Source organism: Paractinoplanes hotanensis, assembly GCF_023717965.1.
In the GTDB taxonomy this organism is placed as follows: Bacteria; Actinomycetota; Actinomycetes; order Mycobacteriales; family Micromonosporaceae; genus Actinoplanes; species Actinoplanes polyasparticus.
Genome location: NZ_JAMQOL010000003.1, coordinates 181,830 through 201,565 on the forward strand (window position 1 = coordinate 181,830; position 19,736 = coordinate 201,565).

15 protein-coding genes are annotated in these 19,736 nt (G+C 67.8%); 9 read left to right on the top strand and 6 right to left on the bottom strand.

The window, feature by feature from the left end; translation table 11 throughout:
* Together LXN57_RS02695 and LXN57_RS02700 are read right to left on the bottom strand one after the other, a co-directional pair.
* Complete coding sequence (locus tag LXN57_RS02695) at positions 1–954, bottom strand: carbohydrate ABC transporter permease (protein WP_251796374.1); 954 nt, start codon at positions 952–954, stop codon at positions 1–3.
* Positions 955–1,010: 56 nt separating this feature from the next.
* The gene (locus LXN57_RS02700) at positions 1,011–2,297 is read right to left on the bottom strand and encodes an ABC transporter substrate-binding protein (protein ID WP_251796375.1); all 1,287 of its coding nucleotides are present in this window, start codon (positions 2,295–2,297) and stop codon (positions 1,011–1,013) included.
* A 288-nt stretch (positions 2,298–2,585) separates the two neighbouring features.
* Between LXN57_RS02700 and LXN57_RS02705 the strand changes: the two genes are divergently transcribed.
* Positions 2,586–3,407 (top strand): DeoR/GlpR family DNA-binding transcription regulator, encoded by an 822-nt coding sequence (locus LXN57_RS02705; RefSeq protein ID WP_251796376.1) that lies wholly within the window; start codon positions 2,586–2,588, stop codon positions 3,405–3,407.
* Positions 3,408–3,543: 136 nt separating this feature from the next.
* Positions 3,544–4,092 carry a hypothetical protein gene (locus tag LXN57_RS02710; protein WP_251796377.1) on the top strand — a complete coding sequence of 183 codons (549 nt, stop codon included), beginning with the start codon at positions 3,544–3,546 and terminating at the stop codon, positions 4,090–4,092.
* 23 nt (positions 4,093–4,115) lie between these two features.
* Here the strand turns inward: LXN57_RS02710 and LXN57_RS02715 are convergent, their stop codons facing one another.
* Positions 4,116–7,259, bottom strand: a complete 3,144-nt coding sequence (locus LXN57_RS02715) for a trypsin-like peptidase domain-containing protein (protein WP_251796378.1) — start codon at positions 7,257–7,259, stop codon at positions 4,116–4,118.
* A 191-nt stretch (positions 7,260–7,450) separates the two neighbouring features.
* On the opposite strand from LXN57_RS02715, the gene LXN57_RS02720 reads away from it, so the two are divergent.
* From LXN57_RS02720 to LXN57_RS02735, 4 genes are all read left to right on the top strand, one after another.
* Positions 7,451–7,747 carry a CU044_2847 family protein gene (locus LXN57_RS02720; RefSeq protein ID WP_251796379.1) on the top strand — a complete coding sequence of 99 codons (297 nt, stop codon included), beginning with the start codon at positions 7,451–7,453 and terminating at the stop codon, positions 7,745–7,747.
* A gap of 6 nt (positions 7,748–7,753) precedes the next feature.
* The gene (locus LXN57_RS02725) at positions 7,754–8,896 is read left to right on the top strand and encodes a pyridoxal phosphate-dependent aminotransferase (protein ID WP_251796380.1); all 1,143 of its coding nucleotides are present in this window, start codon (positions 7,754–7,756) and stop codon (positions 8,894–8,896) included.
* A gap of 14 nt (positions 8,897–8,910) precedes the next feature.
* Positions 8,911–10,326: a 2-hydroxyacid dehydrogenase gene (locus tag LXN57_RS02730; RefSeq protein WP_251796381.1), complete on the top strand. Its 1,416-nt coding sequence runs from the start codon at positions 8,911–8,913 to the stop codon at positions 10,324–10,326.
* 400 nt (positions 10,327–10,726) lie between these two features.
* Entirely contained in the window at positions 10,727–10,909 is a 183-nt protein-coding gene (locus tag LXN57_RS02735; protein ID WP_251796382.1) for a hypothetical protein, read from the top strand.
* Between the two features lie 253 nt (positions 10,910–11,162).
* On the opposite strand, the gene LXN57_RS02740 is transcribed toward LXN57_RS02735, so the two are convergent.
* A complete protein-coding gene (locus LXN57_RS02740; RefSeq protein WP_251796383.1) occupies positions 11,163–12,209 on the bottom strand; it encodes a TerC family protein in 1,047 nt (348 codons plus the stop codon).
* A 378-nt stretch (positions 12,210–12,587) separates the two neighbouring features.
* Here LXN57_RS02740 and LXN57_RS02745 point away from each other — a divergent pair, with 378 nt between their 5' ends.
* Complete coding sequence (locus LXN57_RS02745; protein WP_251796384.1) at positions 12,588–13,649, top strand: aldose epimerase family protein; 1,062 nt, start codon at positions 12,588–12,590, stop codon at positions 13,647–13,649.
* Between the two features lie 41 nt (positions 13,650–13,690).
* Positions 13,691–14,656, top strand: a complete 966-nt coding sequence (locus LXN57_RS02750; RefSeq protein WP_251796385.1) for a D-2-hydroxyacid dehydrogenase family protein — start codon at positions 13,691–13,693, stop codon at positions 14,654–14,656.
* A gap of 7 nt (positions 14,657–14,663) precedes the next feature.
* Here the strand turns inward: LXN57_RS02750 and LXN57_RS02755 are convergent, their stop codons facing one another.
* Together LXN57_RS02755 and LXN57_RS02760 are read right to left on the bottom strand one after the other, a co-directional pair.
* Positions 14,664–16,169 (bottom strand): flotillin family protein, encoded by a 1,506-nt coding sequence (locus LXN57_RS02755; RefSeq protein ID WP_251796386.1) that lies wholly within the window; start codon positions 16,167–16,169, stop codon positions 14,664–14,666.
* A complete protein-coding gene (locus tag LXN57_RS02760) occupies positions 16,170–16,718 on the bottom strand; it encodes an NfeD C-terminal domain-containing protein (RefSeq protein WP_251796387.1) in 549 nt (182 codons plus the stop codon). It lies immediately after the preceding gene.
* 416 nt (positions 16,719–17,134) lie between these two features.
* Here LXN57_RS02760 and LXN57_RS02765 point away from each other — a divergent pair, with 416 nt between their 5' ends.
* On the top strand, positions 17,135–19,732 hold the full coding sequence (locus tag LXN57_RS02765; RefSeq protein WP_251796388.1) for a tetratricopeptide repeat protein: 2,598 nt from the start codon (positions 17,135–17,137) through the stop codon (positions 19,730–19,732).
* The last annotated feature ends 4 nt before the right edge of the window (positions 19,733–19,736 follow it).

Sequence of the window (19,736 nt, forward strand, 5' to 3'; positions counted from 1 at the left end):
TCACCGCTCCCTTTGCTGACGGACGTAGAAGAAGGCCAGGATCATCGTCAGCAGCAGCACGACCACGGCGCTGGCCGAGGCGGTCGCGAACTCGTACTCGCTGAAGGCCAGCTTGTAGGTGAAGGTGCTGAGCATCTCGGTCGAGTTCAGCGGCCCGCCGCCGGTCATCATCCAGATGAGGGCGAACTGCTGGGACGTCCAGATCAGGTCGAGCACGGCCATGCTGATGATCACCGGTCGCAGCTGCGGGAGCGTCACGTGCAGGAACTTGCGCCATGGGCTGGCGCCGTCCACGGACGCCGCCTCGTACAGCTCGCCGGGGATGCCCTGCAGGCCGGCCAGCAGGCTGATCATGAAGAACGGGTAGCCGGACCAGATGTTGGCGAACGTGACGACCCAGAGCGCCGTGCTCGGGCTGCCGAGCCAGTCCACCCCCTGGTCGATCAGGCCCAGGGCGTTCAGCACGTAGTTGACCACGCCGGACGGGTCGAGCAGCAGGCGCCAGATGACCGCGATCACCGCGATGGTGAACAGCCACGGCAGCACGTAGACGACCCGGAACAGGGACTTGGCGACGCCGCCGAGCAGCGGGCTGTTCAGCATCATGGCGAAGCCCAGCCCGAGGAGCAGGTGGGCCACCATGCTGACCGTGATGAAGATGCCGGTGTTCTTGATCGCTGCCAGGAAGTCGGGGTCGGTCAACACGTCGGTGTAGTTGGCCAGCCCGGCGAAGACCGAGTTCTCCTGGACGATCACGTTGTCCCGGAACGAGTAGCTGATCACCATGACGATCGGGACGATCATCAGGACCACGATCAGCACGATCGTCGGGGACAGATAGCCGAACGGGACCAGGCGCCGGGCCACGGACGAGCGCTTCGGTCCCGGCGCGGCCGGCTCGGCCGGCGGAGCGCTTTCCGGTTTGACGATGGGGTCGGCGGGCGCGGTTGTCATTCGCTGTCTCCTTGATCGGGCGCCGCGCCGGCGGACCGGCGCGACGCCCGGGCGGACTATTCGATCACCGAGGACCAGTTCTCCTGGGACTTCGCGAGGGCGTCGTCGACCGTGCCCTTACCGGTCAGCACCAGCTGGAGCTGCTCGTCGAAGCTGCGCATGAGGTCCTCGGACTTGGGCAGTCCGACGAACTCGTTGGCCGGCGTGCCTTCGGAGTAGATGTCGAAGGCCTGCTTGAACAGCGGGTCGGCGTCGGTGAAGTCGGGCTCGGCGTTCTTGTTGCCGGGGAACCCGTTGGCCAGCGTCGCCAGCTCGGCGTTGGCCTTGGCGTCCATCAGGAACTGCACCAGTTTGAAGGCCTCGGCCTTGTGCTCGGAGGAGTTCGCGATGCCGATGCCCCAGGAGGCGTACGGGATACCGCGCTTGCCGGTGTAGCCGTCCTCGGCCGGGATGGGCGCGACCGTGAACTTGAGGTCCGGGTTGTTCTTCTTGACCAGGTTGATGTGGGCGAGCGAGTCGACCACCATGCCGACCTGGCCGGTGGTGAACTTCTCGACCTTGTCCTGTTCCTTCATGGTGAGCGACCCGGGCGCGATGACGCCGGCGTCGTTCAGGCTCTTCACGTACTCGACCACGCTCTTGACCTGCGGAGTCTGCAGAGCCGGCTTGCCGTCGGCCAGCATGCTGCCGCCGGAGGCCCACAGCCAGGACATGACGTCGTTCTGGATGCCGTTGGGAACCGCGGTGTCGAGCGGGAGGGCCCAGCCCTTCACGTTGCCACCGGTGGCGGTGATCTTCTTGGCCGCGTCGAGGAACTCGGTGCGGGTGCTCGGCACCTTGTCGACGCCGGCCTTGGCCAGCAAGTCCTGGTTGACGAAGAGCGGGTAGACGAAGTTGACGACCGGGACCATGTAGGTCTTGCCGTCGAGCTGGATCTGACTCGCCAGCTGGGAGGCGTCGTAGCCGGCGTCGGTCATCAGCTTCGACATGTCGGCGATCGCGCCCTGCTTGGCGAAGTCGTTGACCCAGGCGCCGTCGAGGCCGACGACGTCGGGCAGCGTCTTGGACGCGGCGCCGGTGACCAGCTGCTGCTTGGTCGACGCGTAGGGCGCGCTCAGCAGCTTGACCTTGATGGTCGGGTTGGCCGTCTGGAACTCGTTGATGATCTTGTCGAACGAGCCGTCCGGAAGCTCGGGAGCCCACCACTGGGCGAACTCCAGCGTCACCGTTCCGTCCGAGCTCGCATCGTCCGAGCCGCCCCCGCAGGCCCCCATGACCGCGGCCAGGCCGACCGCCGTCGCTATTGCTGTCCAACGCCTCAACCGGGTGGAACGTGCCGCCATCGCGGACTCCTTCTATAGAGAGGTTCCTCTGTTCTCTGCGAGATTGTCGTCACGTTAGCAACGTGTTACGGGAGTTAACAAGAGCAAGAACCGCAGAATCTTGCGAAGTTCGGCAAGGAGCTGCGGGATGGTGCACACTTGCCGTCGCAACGATCGGTCGTCCACCTTGGAGAACTGCTGCTCAAGGCTGTCCGACCGGGCAGTTGCCCAACTATGCGGCTCTTCGCCACTCTAAGCAAGGAGCTGCACAGGTGTGGCATACTGCCGCACACAATGAGGGGGGACGCAGTGACGAACGTCGAGAAGGACGATCGGCAACGCCACCTGCCTGCGGGCCGCAAGGCCCAGCTGGCGGCGTACGTGACCGAGGCCGGGCAGGTCACCGTCAGTGCCCTGGCCGAGCGCTTCGGGGTCTCGATCGACACCGTCCGGCGCGACCTCGACCAGCTCAGCGCGGACGGGGTGCTCGTGCGCACGTACGGCGGGGCGGTCAGCCGTTCGACCATCACCCGCACCGACCGCGCGGTCGACCAGCGCCTCTCGATCCAGGAGCAGGAGAAGGAGAAAATCGCGGCGCTCGCGGCGTCGCTGGTCGAGGACGGCTCCACGATCATGATCAACGGCGGCACGACCACGCTGGCGCTCGCGCGCCTGCTGGGCCAGCACCGCGACCTCACCGTGGCCACCAACAACCTGCTGGTGCCGGCCGCGCTGCCCGCCTCGGCGGTGCGCGACATCTACGTGTTCGGGGGCGCCGTACGCTCGCTGACCCTGGCCACCATCGGACCGGTCAGCTTCCGGGCCAACGGCGGCGCCGACCTCGACATCAGCTGCGACCTGGCGCTGATCGGTGTGGGCGCGGTCGCGGCCGGCGCCGGCTACACGACCAGCAACCTGGCCGAGGCGGCCATGATGCAAGAGATGATCTCGCGGGCGGCCCGGGTGGCGATCCTGGCCGACTCCTCGAAGTTCGACCGCCGCCTGTTCGCGCAGGTCTCCGAGCTGGCCAGCGCCGACTACCTGATCACCGACGCCATGCCCGGGCCCGAGCTGCGCGACGCCCTCGAGGCCGGCGAGGTCGAGCTGATCACCCCGCCCGGCGCCCGATGAGGGCCTGTTACCGACCGATTACTTCCCGGCCCGGCCAACCGGCTGGCGCCACAGGGGGCACTGGCATGGACGCGCCATCGGGCGCCGGTCCGACCAACCTCGCACCTGAGGGCGTTCGCGCCGCTACGCTGGGTCCGTGCACCTGATTGTGGAGGTGGGCAGTCGGCTGGAGCCGGACGTCAGCTGGCCCGAGGGAGCTGCCCTGACGATGTTCGCCGGCGAGCCCGTGCAGCTCATGATGTTCCTGAGCTGCCCGCACGAGCTGGAGGTCCAAGCCGTCACGGCCGCTCCGACCAGGTTCGCCTGGGTCGACAGCGAACACGCCGGCATCCTCGCCTACCGTCTGGGCCCCGTCCTGACCTGGTCCCAGGCCCCGTACAACCCCCACCTGTTCGCCCCCGAGGACGGCCTGCCCGGCGTGGACACCGACGGCACGGTGCAGATCGTGCTGGTCGACCGGGACACCAACATCGTCAAGGCCCTGCACCGCGTCCAGTGGCCCGAGGACTTCGCGGCAGTCGTCCGCGCCTCGGTCACCCGGATGCGGGAGATGCCCTTCAGCCGCCCCGCGTACGAACACGCGCTAGCCGCCCTGCACCGCCGCTGCCCGACCGCGGAAGACCTGGTGGTCGACCGGGCCGACGCCCTCTGCACGGCTACGCCTTTCCCCCAGGCTGACGTATGACGCCCTGACGGAATCGTCACGCGTTACTTCAGCGACACGACCTTCGTACTGGTCCAGGTGGCTACGTCGTACAGGTGTACTTGCGAGTCGTACCCACCGCAGTAGAAGACGTCAGCCCCACGACCGAAACAAACGGCTGTGACGAAGTCGCTGTGGTCCATCGAATTGATCAGCGCACCGTCGGCGACCCGCCATATCTTGACCGTCCGGTCGTCCGAGGAACTGGCCAAGACCTCGCTGTCGGGCGAGAACCCCACGGCGCCGATCTGGTTGGCGTGCTTGCGACTCGACCACAGCGACCTCAGGGTCCGGGCATCCCACACGGTTACCTCGCCCGCCCAACTGCCCGAGGCGAAAAATCGTCCGTCCCTAGCGAAAGCGAGTCGAGTGACCGGCTCGTCGAGATGGACGACGGCGGGCTTGGCCGAAGGGTTTTCCGGCGACCATACCCGGAGAGTCTTGTCGAGACCGGCGCTGATGATGAGGTCATCCACCGGGCTGGCGATGACGGCGTTGACGCCGCCGCCATGTCCCGTCAGCTCGAACAGCGGCGCCATAGTCGCTGTGCTCAGCACCGAGATGGCGCTGTCGTAGCCGGCGCATACCAACAACTCTGAGTGACGATCGAAACAGACTGAATTGACACGCTCGGGCAGTCGATATTCTCCCCGGCGCGCGAAGCCGGGCAGAGCCCACAAGACGACGCGGCCGTCCCAGCCACAGGTAACCACACTCCGGCCGTCAGGGCTGACAGCTACCTGCCGCACCCAGTCGTCGTGGCCGCTCAAGGTCCCCTCGATGGTCAGATCGCCGGAAAGGACCGTAGCGGTGCCGTCCGCGTTCGCAGTCACGAGGGCTCCGCCCTCGGTAACAACGATGGCGAAGACGAGGGGTTCATCCCGCACCGTGTCGCCCAGCCCGATGAGCACGTCCATGCAAAGGCCTCGCACGATGTCGGTGTTCCCCCGATCCAGTGCCAACTCCTTGATGGACACGACGTCGTTCGCCGACACCAGCTGTTTGACGAAATCCCCGATCTCGTAGGGAACGACACGCGATCCGAAGTCGAGCCCCGGCCAGTCGCCAATATTGGAAGCCAGCAGTTTCGCCACGAAGAACTCCATGAACGACTTGTGCGCAAACATCAGATTGCCGAACCGGTCGCGCGCCAGGAACGAGCAGGTGCGCACATTCGTGTCGAGTCGGTTGAAACGCTGGATATCGCGGGCATACGATCCGGAGAAGAACTCGTCGACCGCAGCCGTCAATTCCTCGTAGGGAATCATGAGCCGGTCGGTCGTGTACATTCGCCACGCCAGAGACTGTGCGAATTTGAGTCTTTCGAGCGATGTGATGTCGGACCTCTCATCGTCGCGCTCGAGCCAGAATTTCGTGTACATCTCATATAGTCGCGCAGAGTCGATGGGCGCCGTGGACACCTGGGAAATCAATTTTTCGTAGGAGCTGAGGATAATATTGAGCAGGATAGGTGTGCGCGCCAGATCCGCGAGGTTGTAGACAGTGTTCATGTGCACCCAGCGCTGCATGTAATCGGAGCTGCGCCGAGACATAAGCTCGAGAACCTGTGCCTCGTCGAGCTTCAGGAGCTCCATGACACCGAATCCGCGGTGCTCACGAATCTCCCGCATCAGCGGCGTCATGGCCTCGGTGGTGAGGGTTTCGATGCTCTGATCCTCTGAGCGGAAATAGTGCGAGCGGCACGTCAGTACGATCTTGGCATTTCCCACGACGAGCTGGCTGACCTGCCCGAATAACTGTGCCACCTCTCGGCGGTCCAATCCGTCCGCAGCCTCGTCGAACCCATCGAGGATGACCAGTATGCGCCCGGCTCGTAGCATCAGGTCGAACGCCCGATAGTCCGACGCGTGGACGCCGTAGTCAGCGAGCGCATCCATGATCAGCCGCCGGATCCCCTGCCTCTTGTCGAAGTTCCGCAGCGGCACGAAGATGGGCACGCGGCCGCCGGCCTCACCCCGCAGGCACATGTCAGCCAGCTCGTAGGTGATCTGCAGACAGAGCGACGTCTTGCCCGTGCCGTAGTCGCCGAGCACCGAAAGCAGGCTCATCTCCGGCTTTGTCAGGAATTCGTGGAGGGCTTCCGTCGAGCTGGCAAGGTGCCGTCCCGTTAGTAGATCGACCGCTCGCAGATCGATGTAGTACCGGTGGAGGTCGCACCAACGGAAGTGGTCGATCACCGGATGGAGCCCTCCGCCGTCCTGCTGTCCGAAGTTCTCGAAGTCGTGGACCACGGCATCGAGATACCGTCCGAAGTCGATGAGGGTTCGTTCGAGTTCCGGGACCGTGAGCAGGGTGATCTGCTGGGCCGAGGCCAACGCCTGGAGGCTGCCGTACTCGCCGCTGTCGGTGACGACAAAGCCCTTGTCGTATCGCCGCTCGGCCAGCAACGAACCCGTCACGTACAGAGCACGTTGCACGTCGGTGTCCTCATGATCGCTTCCGAGGATCAGGGCGATCGCGCATACTCGCACCGGACCGACAGCGATCTCGGCGGCGAAGCTGGGAAATCCGCCCGACAACTCCGGCGGGTTGGATCTCACGCCGTAGCCCATCGCCTCAAACAACGCGGACACCCGCCCGTGCACTTGATCGGCGGAACGGGCGAGCCTGTTCCGCAGTTCCGGCCAGTGAGCAGACACGGCCTTGATCGGCACCGCCAGCGCGACGCCTCTGTTCCCCAGGCGTGCATGCACAACGCCGACGACTCGCCCGGATGCCATGTCGAGCAGTGGCGCTCCGCTCATGCCGCGCTGCACATCGGTGTCCGCGATCACGATGAACTGGTGGCCGTCGCGGACGGTGTCGCCCGATATCCGGCCCGTCACGGGATAGCCACTACTGACGTGGGCCTGGTACTGGTACCCGTAGGACCAAGTCTCCTCCTTCGCCGACCAGGTGAGGGCCAGGGCCACCGGCTGCTGATGCGCGCAGTGCGGAACACGAAGAACAGCGATGTCCGCCTCCGGATGAGAAAGATCCCTCCGCACCTCGGCCGGCGCTCGGCGCTGATCTCCTTCGAGTTGGACGAAGACCTCGGCGACTTCATCGATCACGTGCCAGCAGGTGACGACGTAGCCGCCGTCGAATGCCACAAAGCCCGTGCCCAGAGTCTCGCCACCAGCACCCATGACACGAACCACCGTAGGTTTGACGGACGACGGCCTCATTGTGTCTCCGGATCTTCAAGAGCTTTCCTCGGGTCTGACAAGAGCAATCCGTGTCGGCTATACGATACGGGGTCGTCGGGCACCGTCGCCCTATCATCCGATGTGGGCCGACTGCCGAAGGGGCACCAATGGGCACACTCGAAAGATATTCCATGTCCGACGGCACGTCCGTCGTCGTCGCCGTGCCGGACGAGGACGGGGTGATACCCACGAGCTCTCGTGTGACACAAGCCGTGTCCGACGCCGCCGGATCATTGGGCAAGGCCTTGGAACCCATTCGCGCCGCCGCCGACGAGGCGATCCAATGCCTGCGTGAGATGGCGTCCTCGCCGTCCACTATCGAGATCCAGATCGGCGTCTGCCTCACCGGCCAGACGTCCGCGATCATTGCCAGCACGACGGCCGGCGCACAGATGTCGGTCAAGGTCATTTGGCAGCGAGCGGACTGATTTGCCATGGAGCAGTTCACCAATCTGACCCGTTACGAGCGGGTCAGCCTGGGCCTGCCGTTCAACCTCGCCGACGGGCACGCGCGCCAATACCAGGATCAAGGGCAGATCGAGATCTCTGATCGGCTGCCCGAGTTGTACCGAGCGAGCGAGTCCGTCGCGCTTCCCGCCTTGGAACGCGAATTCCAGCGGATTTTCTTCGCTCTGGCCGGGCAGGACACGGCGATGACCCATGAGCGAACCCTGCTGAGCCCGTCGGCGTCGATGTCGACCGACCTGATCGCCACATGCGCGGGATACCACGGATGGTCAGTTGCCCTCGTACAACCCTGCTTCGACAATCTGGCGGCGATCATGGCCAGGCGTCGAGTCGCGATGGTCCCGGTGCGAGAAGAGGACCTGACCGCAACGACACTCCACCTTCCCCCGGCCGATGCGCTCCTGCTGACCCTGCCCAACAACCCGACCGGTTTCCTGCTGGACCCCAGCCAGTTCCGGAGGCTGGCCCTACATTGCCGAGACACGGGGACAGTCCTGATTCTCGACTGGACGTTCCGGTTCTTCAGCACCTTGAGCACCTGGGACCAGTACGCCGTACTAGAAGAATGCGGCGTCAGCTACGTGTGCGTGGAGGACACGGGCAAGACGTGGCCCTCGGTCGACCTGAAGTGCAGCATCCTGGCCACAAGTGCGGACATCTACCTCAAGCTTCTGGATGTTCACAACGACGTGCTACTCAACGTGAGCCCATTCGTGCTGATGCTCCTTGTGGAATACCTCCGCGATAGCGGTGACCGAGGACTGGACGCCACCGTGCGACAGCCGGTCCTCATCAATAGGAACCGCCTCCGCGCCACCCTTCGAGGAACGATTCTGGCGCCGGTGACCGGCCGGGCGCCGGTAAGCGTGGAATGGGTACGAATCAATTCACCCGTCCTGCAGTCGTCGGACGTCGTGACTTGGGCCGCCGACTCGGGGATAGGCATTCTTCCCGGCGACCATTTCTTCTGGTTCGATCCTGATCCTGGGCGAAAGTTCGTCCGTTTCGCGCTCGCCCGGGACCCGGCCAATTTCGCGCAGGCCTGCGAGCGACTGGAGGGTGTGCTCAGTCTGATCCAGAATTCAGAGGAAGGTCCCGTGGTCGCATGACGAGAATAATCTACTTGGATGAGCCGACGTATATTTCCGACCAGTTCGTGGCGGACATGAAGACCCTTGGCGATTTCGAGGTGTTTCACGATCGGCCGGACCCGGAGACGACTGTCGCACGGCTGAAAAACTGTGACATCGCCATCGTCGAGTGGACCAGATTGACGGCAGAGATCCTTCGGGCCACGAGCCGGGTGCGACACATATCGCTGGTGACCACCAGCTACGACTCCGTCGACATCAGCGCCGCTGCCAAGAACGGCATCACGGTCGCCTACTGTCCGGGCTATTCGAGTCAGGCCGTCGCCGAACACGTGTTCGCGCTCCTTCTCGCAGTCGCCCGCCGAATCTTCGCCGGCGATGCCGCCGTACGCAGCGGTGGCCCGATCACGCACGCGCCGTTCCTCGGCGTTCAACTGGCCGGACGGACGTTGGGCCTGATAGGTACAGGAGATGTGGCCCGTGCGGCAGCACGGATCGCGTCGGCGTTCGGCATGACGGTCGTCGGTGCGAATCGCCACGGCCGGGAGGCGCCGGGTATCGAGCTCCTCCCCCTGGACGACGTCGTGGCCCGAAGCGACTTCCTCTCCCTTCACGCGCCGCTTGACGAAACCACCCGTCACATCCTCGATGGGCGCCGCCTCGGCTTACTCAAGGATGGCGCGATTGTGATCAACACAAGCCGTGGCGAGCTCATTGATCAAGAACAGCTCATCCAAGCACTGACGAGCGGACGACTGGCCGGAGCCGGCCTCGATCATCTTTCGGAAGTATCCGAGGACCGCATCCGGGCGTTGGACAATGTTGTCATGACGCCGGGCATAGCTTGGTACACCTCGGAGTCGAGACTGGCAAATCTCGATGAGGTGTACAAGAATGTCGCCGCTCACCTGAACGGCGAGTCTCGGCATGTACTTCCTGTTCCGCCAAGACCACAGACTAGGATCTCCGCAATGAGGGTTGCAACCGACGACGCTTTCGTCCCTGGAGACTTCGAGGCACCGACCGGATTGAGAGCCGGCCGATTCGAACTCGTTCCGCTGGGGCCGGAACACAATGAGCGTGATTTCCAGGCATGGATGGGCAGCTTCGACCACATCAAGAAAACGCCCGGTTTCACGGAGTACCCGTGGCCGTATGTCATGACGCCTGAAGACAACGAGAAGGACCTCAAGCAGCACGCCGAAGATTTCAAACGACGAACCGGTTTCACATATACGGCGATGATTGATGGCGTGATCGCCGGATGTGTCTACATCTATCCTCTGAACGGCCGTCCGGGTCAGGCGGCCGTGCGCTCGTGGGTCATTCAGGACCATGCAGGACTCGACATCGAGTTGTACCGCCTGGTGAACGAGTGGATCAATGCCGTCTGGCCCTTCGAGCGCGTCGAGTACGCGCCACGTGAGCTGCAGCCGACCGCCGGTTGACCCATCGGCACGGCAGGCCGCGGCCTCGCGGTCGCGCCGCCGAAGACCACCATGCGGATCCCGGCGGCCACGACCGTCCGCCCGGACGCGTCGCCGCCGGGGATGCCGGCACCTTCTCCCACGTACCGGATTCCGTGTTGAGCACCGCCTCGGCAACCACGGGATAGCGGGCGGAGGTGGCCGTGCGGGCCCCGGCGCCGAGCCCTTCGCCGCCCGGTGGATCCGGCAGGGCCGACCACCGGCCGGTGGCCGGGTCGAGCAGGCCGCCGTTGAGATACGTACGGCCCCAGTTGTTGACCTGCCCGCCGTCGCCGCCGCCGGGCGTGGGGTTGCCAGGCCGCCGTCGGTCCGCAGCCACGGCCCGGTGAACAGCATCGGCGCGTCCGGAAGCCTGCGCCAAGTGCCGAGATTCAGCGCGGCCACCCGCGTGAGCGACGGCTTCTTCCCGTTCGGGTCAGGCACCAGCTCGTGGTCGAACAGCAGCAGCTCCCGGCCGCTCCACTCCAGGGTGCGGCTGAACGCGGCGCCCAGCGGGTCGTCCGGCAGGGCGTTCCAGCGCATCGTCGCCGGGTCGAGGACGTAGTTGGGCGGGCACGGCAAGGAGTCGCTGCCGCCCAGCAGCAGCACCTCGGTGCCCGTCCACAGCCCCAGCGCCTGCTCGCGCGGGCTCAGCGGCCCGCCGGTCACCTGCTGCCAACCTTCCGGCACGGCCGCCTCGATCACCGGCGGGGCTGCCGGCCACAGGCCGAGAATCCGCACGACGCCGCCGCGACGAGCATCCCCGGCCAAGTCTCATGGGCATCAGAATCCGGGCCGGCCGATCCGGTTCCCCGCGGTCACTGATCCGGGCGCGCGCTCCCGGCCGGGACCGGATCCTCATCGGCGGCGATCCGGGCGGCCGCCTCGTCGCGGCGGTTGGCCAGCACGCTGGTGACCGTCACCGTGATCAGGGTGACCGCGATGACGCCCAGCGAGGCCAGGGTCGGCACCTCGGGCAGCCAGGTCCAGATGCCGTGCGCCCAGTGCAGCACCAGCTTGACCCCGATGAAGGCCAGGATGACGGCCAGGCCGTAGTCGAGGTGGCGCAGCTTGTCGAGCACGTTGCGGAGCACGAAGTAGAGGGCGCGCAGACCCATCAGGGCGAAGGCGTTGGTCGCGAAGACCAGGTACGGATCCTCGGTCACGCCGTACACGGCCGGCACCGAGTCGACGGCGAACACGACGTCGGTCATGAAGACGGCGACCACCACGACGGCCAGGGGCGTCAGCACCCGGCGGCCGGCCTGGCGGATGACCATCTTGCTGCCGTGGTACTCCTTCGTGACTCCGAAGAACCGGCGCAGGAGCTTGACGCTGCGCATGTTGTCGATGTCGACCGCGTGCTCCTCGCCCTTCCGGGCGTCCCGCATGACCTTGATCGCGGTCACCAGCAGCACGGCCCCGAACAGCAGGAACGCCCAGGTGCCGGCCTGCAGCACGGCCGCGCCGAGCGCGATGAAGATGCCTCGCAGCACCAGGGCGCCGGCGATGCCGTACAGCAGAACCCGCTGGGCCAGGGCCGAGGGCACGGCGAAGGCGCTGAGCAGCAGCATGAAGACGAACAGGTTGTCGACCGACAGCGATTTCTCGACCACGAACCCGGTGTAGAACTCCACTGCCGGCGTGCTGCCGTACGCCCACCACAGCACCAGGCCGAACACGGCCGGCAGGGTCAGGTAGAAGACCGACCAGCCGACGGCCTCGCGCATCGGCACGTCGTGCGGCCGGCGGGTGACGAAGAAATCGGCGGCCAGCAACCCCAGCAGAACCACGATGCTGATGATCCACAACTGCGGCGAGGCAACAGTTTCGAGCGGGGCGGCAAGGGTGACACTATGCGACATCGGGGAGCCTCCTCGGAGATGTGCGCCATCGTCCGAGGTCTCCCTCACCTGCCGGCGTGGCAGGCGAGCGCACGGGGGCATGCTGAGATGCCCGTGATGACCGCAACGCTCTTTGCGAGGTACTCCCCTCGCCGCGCACAGTAGCTCACGATCTTGGAGACGGCCAAGTCTCCCCGTTGCGAATCACGCGAACCGGTTGACGCCAGCCCTCCCCCGTCGCATCGTGAATGGAGAGGAGGTGAGCCATGCTTCTCGACATCCTGCTCGGCACCTTGCTGGTGGTCAGCGCCCTGATCTCGATGGCGGCGCTGTCGCTGACGGCCGGCTACCGCCATCACCACCGCCACCGCCACTAAGTCGCCCCTCTAGGGTGAGGGGATGCCCGCACCGCAAGATCGCCCCGAGCGCTGGGGAGCGACGTCCGAAGGCGCCGTCGACCGCTACGTCCTCGCCAACGGCGAGGGCATGCGGGTCGGCATCCTCACGTACGGGGGGATCGTCCAGAGTGTCGAGGCGCCTGACCGGACGGGCGCGACGGCCAACGTCGTTCTCGGCTTCGACCGGCTGCGGGGCTATGTCGACAACCCCGGCCCGTATTTCGGCGCTCTCATCGGCCGGTACGGCAACCGTATAGCCCGGGGCCGCTTCACGCTCGACGGCGCCGGCTACGAGCTGCCGATCAACAACGGCCCGAACAGCCTGCACGGCGGGGCCGCCGGCTTCGACAAGCGGATCTGGTCGGCCACCCGGACGGAGGACACAGTCGAGCTGCGGCTGATCAGTCCCGACGGAGATCAGGGCTACCCCGGCACCCTGACGGTCACGGTGCGCTACACCCTCACCGGCGGCAACGCCCTCAGGATCGACTACGAGGCCACTACCGACGCGCCGACCGTGGTCAACCTGACCAACCACAGCTACTTCAACCTCGGCGGCGAGGGCAGCGGCGACATCTACGGCCACCGGGTACGGCTCCACGCCGGCCATTTCACCCCGGTGGGCGCCGACCTCATCCCGACCGGCGAGCTACGCCCGGTGGCGGGCACGCCGATGGACTTCCGCGAGCCGGTGGCCGTCGGCGAGCGCATCCGCACCGGCGACGAGCAGCTGAGCCATGCCGGCGGCTACGACCACAACTGGGTCCTCGACTCTTCGGACGGCGCTCTGACCACGGCGGCCGAGGTGAGCGACCCGGTCAGCGGCCGGACGCTGACCGTCTCCACCACCGAGCCCGGTCTGCAGTTCTACTCGGGCAACTTCCTCGACGGCACGATGATCGGCACGAGCGGGCGCCTCTACCGCCAAGGCGACGGCTTGGCGCTGGAGACGCAGCATTTCCCCGACTCACCCAACCAGGCCGCCTTCCCGTCGACCGTGCTGCGGCCCGGCGAGACCTACCGTTCGACGACGGTGTGGCAGTTCGGTGTCTCAGCCGGCTGACGCCGGGAGGCAGGCGCCGCGAGGGCCACTACGGTGGGGGCATGAAGATCGTGGTGCTGGACGACTATCAGCGGGTGGCCCGGGCGTACGGAGACTTCGACTCGCTGCCGGAGGCCGACGTCGAGGTGGTGCACGAGCACATCGCCGACCGGGACGCGCTGGTCGCGGCGCTGCGGGATGCCGAGGTTGTGGTGGCGATGCGGGAGCGCACGGCGTTTCCGGCCGAGGTGTTCGAGCGGCTGCCCCAGCTGCGGCTGCTGGTCACCACGGGCATGGCCAACGCGGCCGTCGACTTCGCGGCGGCCGCCGCGCACGGGGTCACGATCAGCGGAACGACCATGTACGGCAACACGAAGAGCTCGAACACGGCCGAGCTCACCTGGGCGTTGATCCTGGCCTGCCGGCGGCACGTGGTGACCGAGGACAGGGCCCTGCGCGACGGGCGCTGGCAGATCACCGTCGGCACCGACCTCGCCGGCAGCACCCTGGGCGTGCTGGGGCTGGGACGGATGGGTACGCAGGTGGCGCGGATCGGGCAGGCCTTCGACATGCGGGTGATCGCCTGGAGCGAGAACCTCACCGCGGAGCGGGCGGCCGAGGCGGGTGCGACGCTGGTGTCGCGGGACGAGCTGTTCGCCGGCAGCGACGTGCTGACCGTCCACCTCAAGCTCAGCGAACGGACCACCGGCCTGATCGGCGCGGCCGAGTTCGCCGCCATGAAGCCGTCCGCGGTGCTGGTCAACACGTCCCGCGGGCCGATCGTCGACGAGGCGGCGCTGGTCGCGGCGCTGATCGCGGGCTCGATCGCGGGCGCCGGGCTGGACGTCTACAACGTCGAGCCGCTGCCGCCGGGCAACCCGCTGCGCGGCGCGCCCCGGACGGTGCTGTTGCCGCACCTCGGCTACGTCACCGAAGCCAGCCTGCGCGGCATGTATCAGCAGGTCGTCGAGGACATCGCCGCGTGGCAGGCCGGCGCGCCGGTACGGGTGCTGGCGCCGCCGGCCTGACCGCGGATCAGTGTTCCTTTTCGATCTCGGGCGTCGTGCCGTTCACGGCCTTGGCCGCGCCCAGCTTGCCGAGCAGGGCGGACAGGTCGATGCCGGTCAGGTCGGTGCCCAGCTGCAGGCCCTGGGCCACGTTGTTGGCGACCGACTTGGTCAGCGACGAGGCGCCGTCGGTGGAGATGACCGTCATCTTGTCGATCGAGCCCATCGGGGCCGCGGCGGCCTCGACGACCTGCGGCAGCACGCGGACCAGCAGGTCGAGCACGGCGGCCTCGCCGTAGGCGGCGAACGCCTCGGCCTTGCGGGCCATCGCCTCGGCCTCGGCGCCACCCTTGGCCAGGATGGCCGCGGCCTCGGCCGCGCCCTCACGCTCGATCGCCTCGGCGATCGCGGTACGACGCCGCTGCTCGGCCTCGCCCTCCTTGGCGCCCTCGATCGCGTTGGCCTCGGCCAGCGCGGCCCGGCGGGCCCGCTCGCCCTCACCGGTCAGGCGGGACTGCTCGGCCTGCGCCTGCGCGGCCGCGATGGTGGCCTGTCGCTGCGCGTCGGCGCCGAGCACCGCGGCGGCGCGGGACGCTTCCGCCTCCTGCTCGACCTTGTAGCGCTGGGCGTCGGCCGGCTTGCGTACCTCGGTGTCGAGCTGACGCTGCTTGAGCTCGGCGTTCTGCTCGGCCACCTTCTGCTGCTCGGCCAGGATGGCCTGGTCGCGCTCGGCCTGGGCCAGCGGGCCGGCCGCGGCCGACCGCGCCTTGGCCGCGTCGATCTCGGCCTGGATGCCGGCCTGCTTGAGCGACAGGTTGCGCTGCGCCTCGGCGATGGCCTCCTCGGCCAGCAGGCGCTCCTGCTCGGCCTGCTGCCGGGCCCGGGCCTCGGCGATGGCCGCGTCCTTGAGCACGCGGGCCGCCTCGGGACGACCCAGGTCCTGCAGGTACGAGCCCTCGGCCACGATGTCCTGCAGCTGGAACGCGTCGAGCACCAGACCCTGGTTGGTCATCGAGTGCTCGGCCTCCTCGGCCACCGCGCTGGCGAAGGCGGCCCGGTCGCGGATTATCTCCTCGATCGTGAGCCGGCCGACGATCGAGCGCAGCGCGCCCGCCAGCACCTCGCGGGTGAACTCCTCGATCTCGGCCTGCTGGTGCAGGAAACGCTGGGCGGCGGCTCGGATCGCGCCCTCGTTGCCGCCGACCTTGACGATCGCCACGCCGTGCAGCTCGGCCCGGATGCCCTGCTTCGACACCGCGCCCCGGATGCTGACGTCGATGCGGCGGCTGGACAGGTCGAGCGACTGCAGCTTCTGAACGACCGGCAGGACGAACACCGACGCGCCCATGACCACCTTCTGGCCGGACATGTCGGTGCTGCTGGTGCCGTCGGCCGACTGGGTCGTGCGGCCCTTGCGACCGGTGATGATGAAGGCCTCGTTCGGACCGGCCACCTTGATGCGGGACAGCACGAACAGGATGATCAGGATGACAAGAAGAACGGCACCGCCGACAGCGATGAGCAGAGGGGACATCTATACCTTTCCAGGGTGAGGGGTCTCGTCGACCCGGAGCGTTTCCTCGACGACGACACTGGTGTCGGACGGCGCCTCGACCACGAAGACATGCGCGCCGGCCGCGATGGCGTGGTCCGAGCGCGCGTACAGCTTGATCGGCTGCCCGCCGAGCATGATGCGCACTTCGCCGTAACCCGTTCCGGCCGGTACGGAAGTGACGATCACGCCGAGGCTGCCGACCAGATCCTGGCGGCGCGGGGTGGCATCGGTGTGCATGGTGCGCGCGGCCCGCGACAGCCGCAGGGCGAACCAGGCCGTGGGCACGGCGGCGACCAGCCCGATGGCGGAGGCCGCGGCGATCGCCCCGGACGTGCCGGCGCCCAGCAGTTCGGCCGCGATGGCCCCGGCGAAGCCGAAAGCGCCGAGGAATCCGGCGACGACCTCGAGCGAGACCGGCCCGTCACCGAAGTGCAGGAAACTCATCAGCTCGCCACCGAGCAGAGCGAGCGCGAGCACCGCGACACCGACAGCGCCGATCACCAGAAAGATCACGGTCGCCGTCGCCATCAACCCGCCTCCCCCGCTCCGAACGCCGAGGTCAGGGTAGTGCATCGACGCCAGTGAAGATGGGACGACGTCGTCGTCGGATCGGCGACCGCAGCACGCCGCCGGTGGATACCCGGCACCGGGCGGTGCGCTCCTTTTCGACGCAAGAACCGACGCAACTTTGGCCGGAAACGGAGCGATCGGCCCCGGCCTGTGCTTGGGAGGCCGCCGGGGCCGATCGTCTGTGACTGGCCTGCCGGGGACTCTGAGTTCCCCGACCCCCGTGGCCAGTGCCGCTCGTCGTTGAGCAAGCTCTGCGGATGAGTCTCCGGCCTCCGGCGGCGGCGCGTCCGAAGTCTGGACGAATTTGGACGGCGATCGGCGGTGGCCTAGCGTCGAGGATCTTCGATCGTCGAGCGCTGACTGGGGAGTGAGCGATGCCGTCGCAGGAACAGGCGCCCGCGGGGGCCTTCGCCGAGTTGCCCGATCCGGCCCAGGCCGGCTCGTCGGGCGACCTCGTGGAGCGGTTGCGCCTGCTCAAGGTGTGGGCGGGCGATCCCTCGTACGAAATGATCAAGGACCGGGTGAATGCCGCCTGGACCGCGGCGGGGCGGCCGGCGAGCGAGCTGGCCCGGCGCTCGACCGTGGCCAGCATCTTCACGCCGGGGCGCCGCCGGTTCAACACCGATCTGGTCATCGCCGTGGTCGAGGCGCTGCACCCCGAGATCGGCTACGTGAACCAGTGGGCCCAGGCGCTGCGCGTGGTCGGCGGCGAGGCCGAGCCGGTGGCCCAGGTGCGGGTGCAGGACTCGCTGCCGCCGGACCTCGACTCGTTCACCGGCCGGGCCGGCGAGCTCGACGAGTTGCGCTCGGCCATGCGGGCCGGGGACGCGGTGGTGATCTCGGCGATCGAGGGCATGGCCGGCGTCGGCAAGACCCAGCTGGCCGTGCACGCCGGGCACCGTCTGGTGCGCGAGAAGGCGGCCGACCGGGTGCTGTTCGTCAACCTGCGCGGCTTCCATCCGGACAGTTCGCAGCCGCCGGCCGACCCGGGCGCCGTGCTGGACGGGTTCCTGCGCCTGCTCGGCGTGCCGGGACAGCAGATCCCGCACGGTCTCGAGGCCCGCGCCGCCGCCTACCGCGACCGGCTCGCCGGCACCCGGACACTGGTGGTGCTCGACAACGCGGCCACGGCCGATCAGGTACGCCCGCTGCTGCCGGCCGTGGCGGGCTGTCTCACCCTGGTCACGAGCCGCCGCAACCTCGCCGACCTGAAGCCGGCCACCCAGCTCGCGGTCGACGCCTTCACTCCCGACGAGGCGCTGGCGTTCCTGACGAGCACGCTGGCCGGCCTGCCCACCGGCGCCGATCCGGACGCGGCGGGCCGGATCGCCCGGCGCGCGGGGCACCTGCCGCTGGCGCTGAGCCTGATCGCCGGGCACATCCTCGGCACCCCGGGCTGGACGCTGACCGACCACGCCGACCGGCTCGACGAGCGGCACCGCGACCGGCGGCTCGACTCGGGCGTCGAGCTGGCCCTCGACCTGTCGTACCAGGGCCTGCCCCACGACCAGCAGCGGCTCTTCCGGCTGGCCGCGCTGCATCCCGGGCAGGATTTCGACGTGTACGCCGCGGCCGCGCTGGCCGGCGCCGGGCAGGCTGCCACGCGGGCTCTGCTCGACCGGCTCGGTCAGGACCACTTGCTGCAGCCGGCCGGTCCGGGTCGCTACACGTTCCACGACCTCGTCCGCGCCTATGCGGCCACCCGGGCCCAGGATCAAGACCCCCCGCCCGTACGGAGGGAAGCCCTGACCCGGCTCTTCGACTACTACCTCGGGGCGGCCGCGGCGGCCATGAACACGCTGCACCCGGCCGAGGCGCGCCGCCGGCCGTCCGTCGAGCCCGCGGACACTCCCACCCCCGACCTGTCGGACCCCGCGCATGCCGCAGCCTGGCTCGACACCGAGCGCCCGACCCTGGTCGCCGTGGCCGCCCACACGGCCGGGAACGGCTGGCCCGGGCACACCACCCGGCTGGCCCGGATCCTCTACCGCTACCTGCAGGGCAGCGACAACAACGACGCGCTGACCGTGCACGGCCACGCCCTCGACGCCGGCCGGGACAGCGGCGACCTGGCCGGGCAGGGGCACGCGATGGTCGGCATGGCCGTCGTCCACCTGCGGATGGGCGAGACCGGGCGCGGCGCCGGCCTGATGCGCGACGCCAACGACCTGTTCCGCCAGGTCGGCGACCCGGTCGGGCAGGCCGTGGCCCTGCACAACCTGGGCATGCTGGCCGACCGCTCGGGCGAGTACGAGACCGCGATCGACCACTGGGAACGGGCGCTGGCGTTCTTCCGGCAGGCCGGCGACCGGTCGGGCGAGGCGCAGAGCCTGAACGTTCTCGGCACCGCCATGGAGCGGACGAGCCGGTTCGTCGAAGCCATCGACTACTGCCGGGCGGCGCTGACACTGGCCCGCCAGAGCGGCAACGAGCACGGGACGGCGTTCGTGCTGAACACGCTGGGCTCGGTCGAGCTGACGTCGGGCCATCACGAGTCGGCGGGCGAGCACCTGCGCGAGGCGCTCGCGATCTTCCGGCAGCTCGGCAGCCGGGCCGGCGAGGCGACCGTTCTGGACAGTCTCGGCCTGCTGCACACCCGGATGAATCAGCCCGGGCAGGCCGTCGACTATCACGATCAGGCGCTGGTCATCGTGCGCGAGATCGGCGACCAGGACGGCGAGACCCACGTGCGCAACGGGCTGGGGGCGGCCATGCTCGCTGCCTCCCGGCCGGCGGACGCTCTGGTTCATTTCACTGCGGCCCGCGAACTGGCCGACAAATTGGGGGTACGGAGTCAGCAGGCGGAGGCCTCGGCCGGGCTCGGCCGGGCGCATCAGGCCCTGGACGCCCCTTCACCGGCGCGGGCTCACTATGAGCATGCCCTGGCCCTGTACGCCGAGTTCGACCCGGCGGAAGCCGCTGCCGTACGGGATCGGTTGGCCGAGCTGGACGCTGGGAGCGCTCCCATGTAACGAT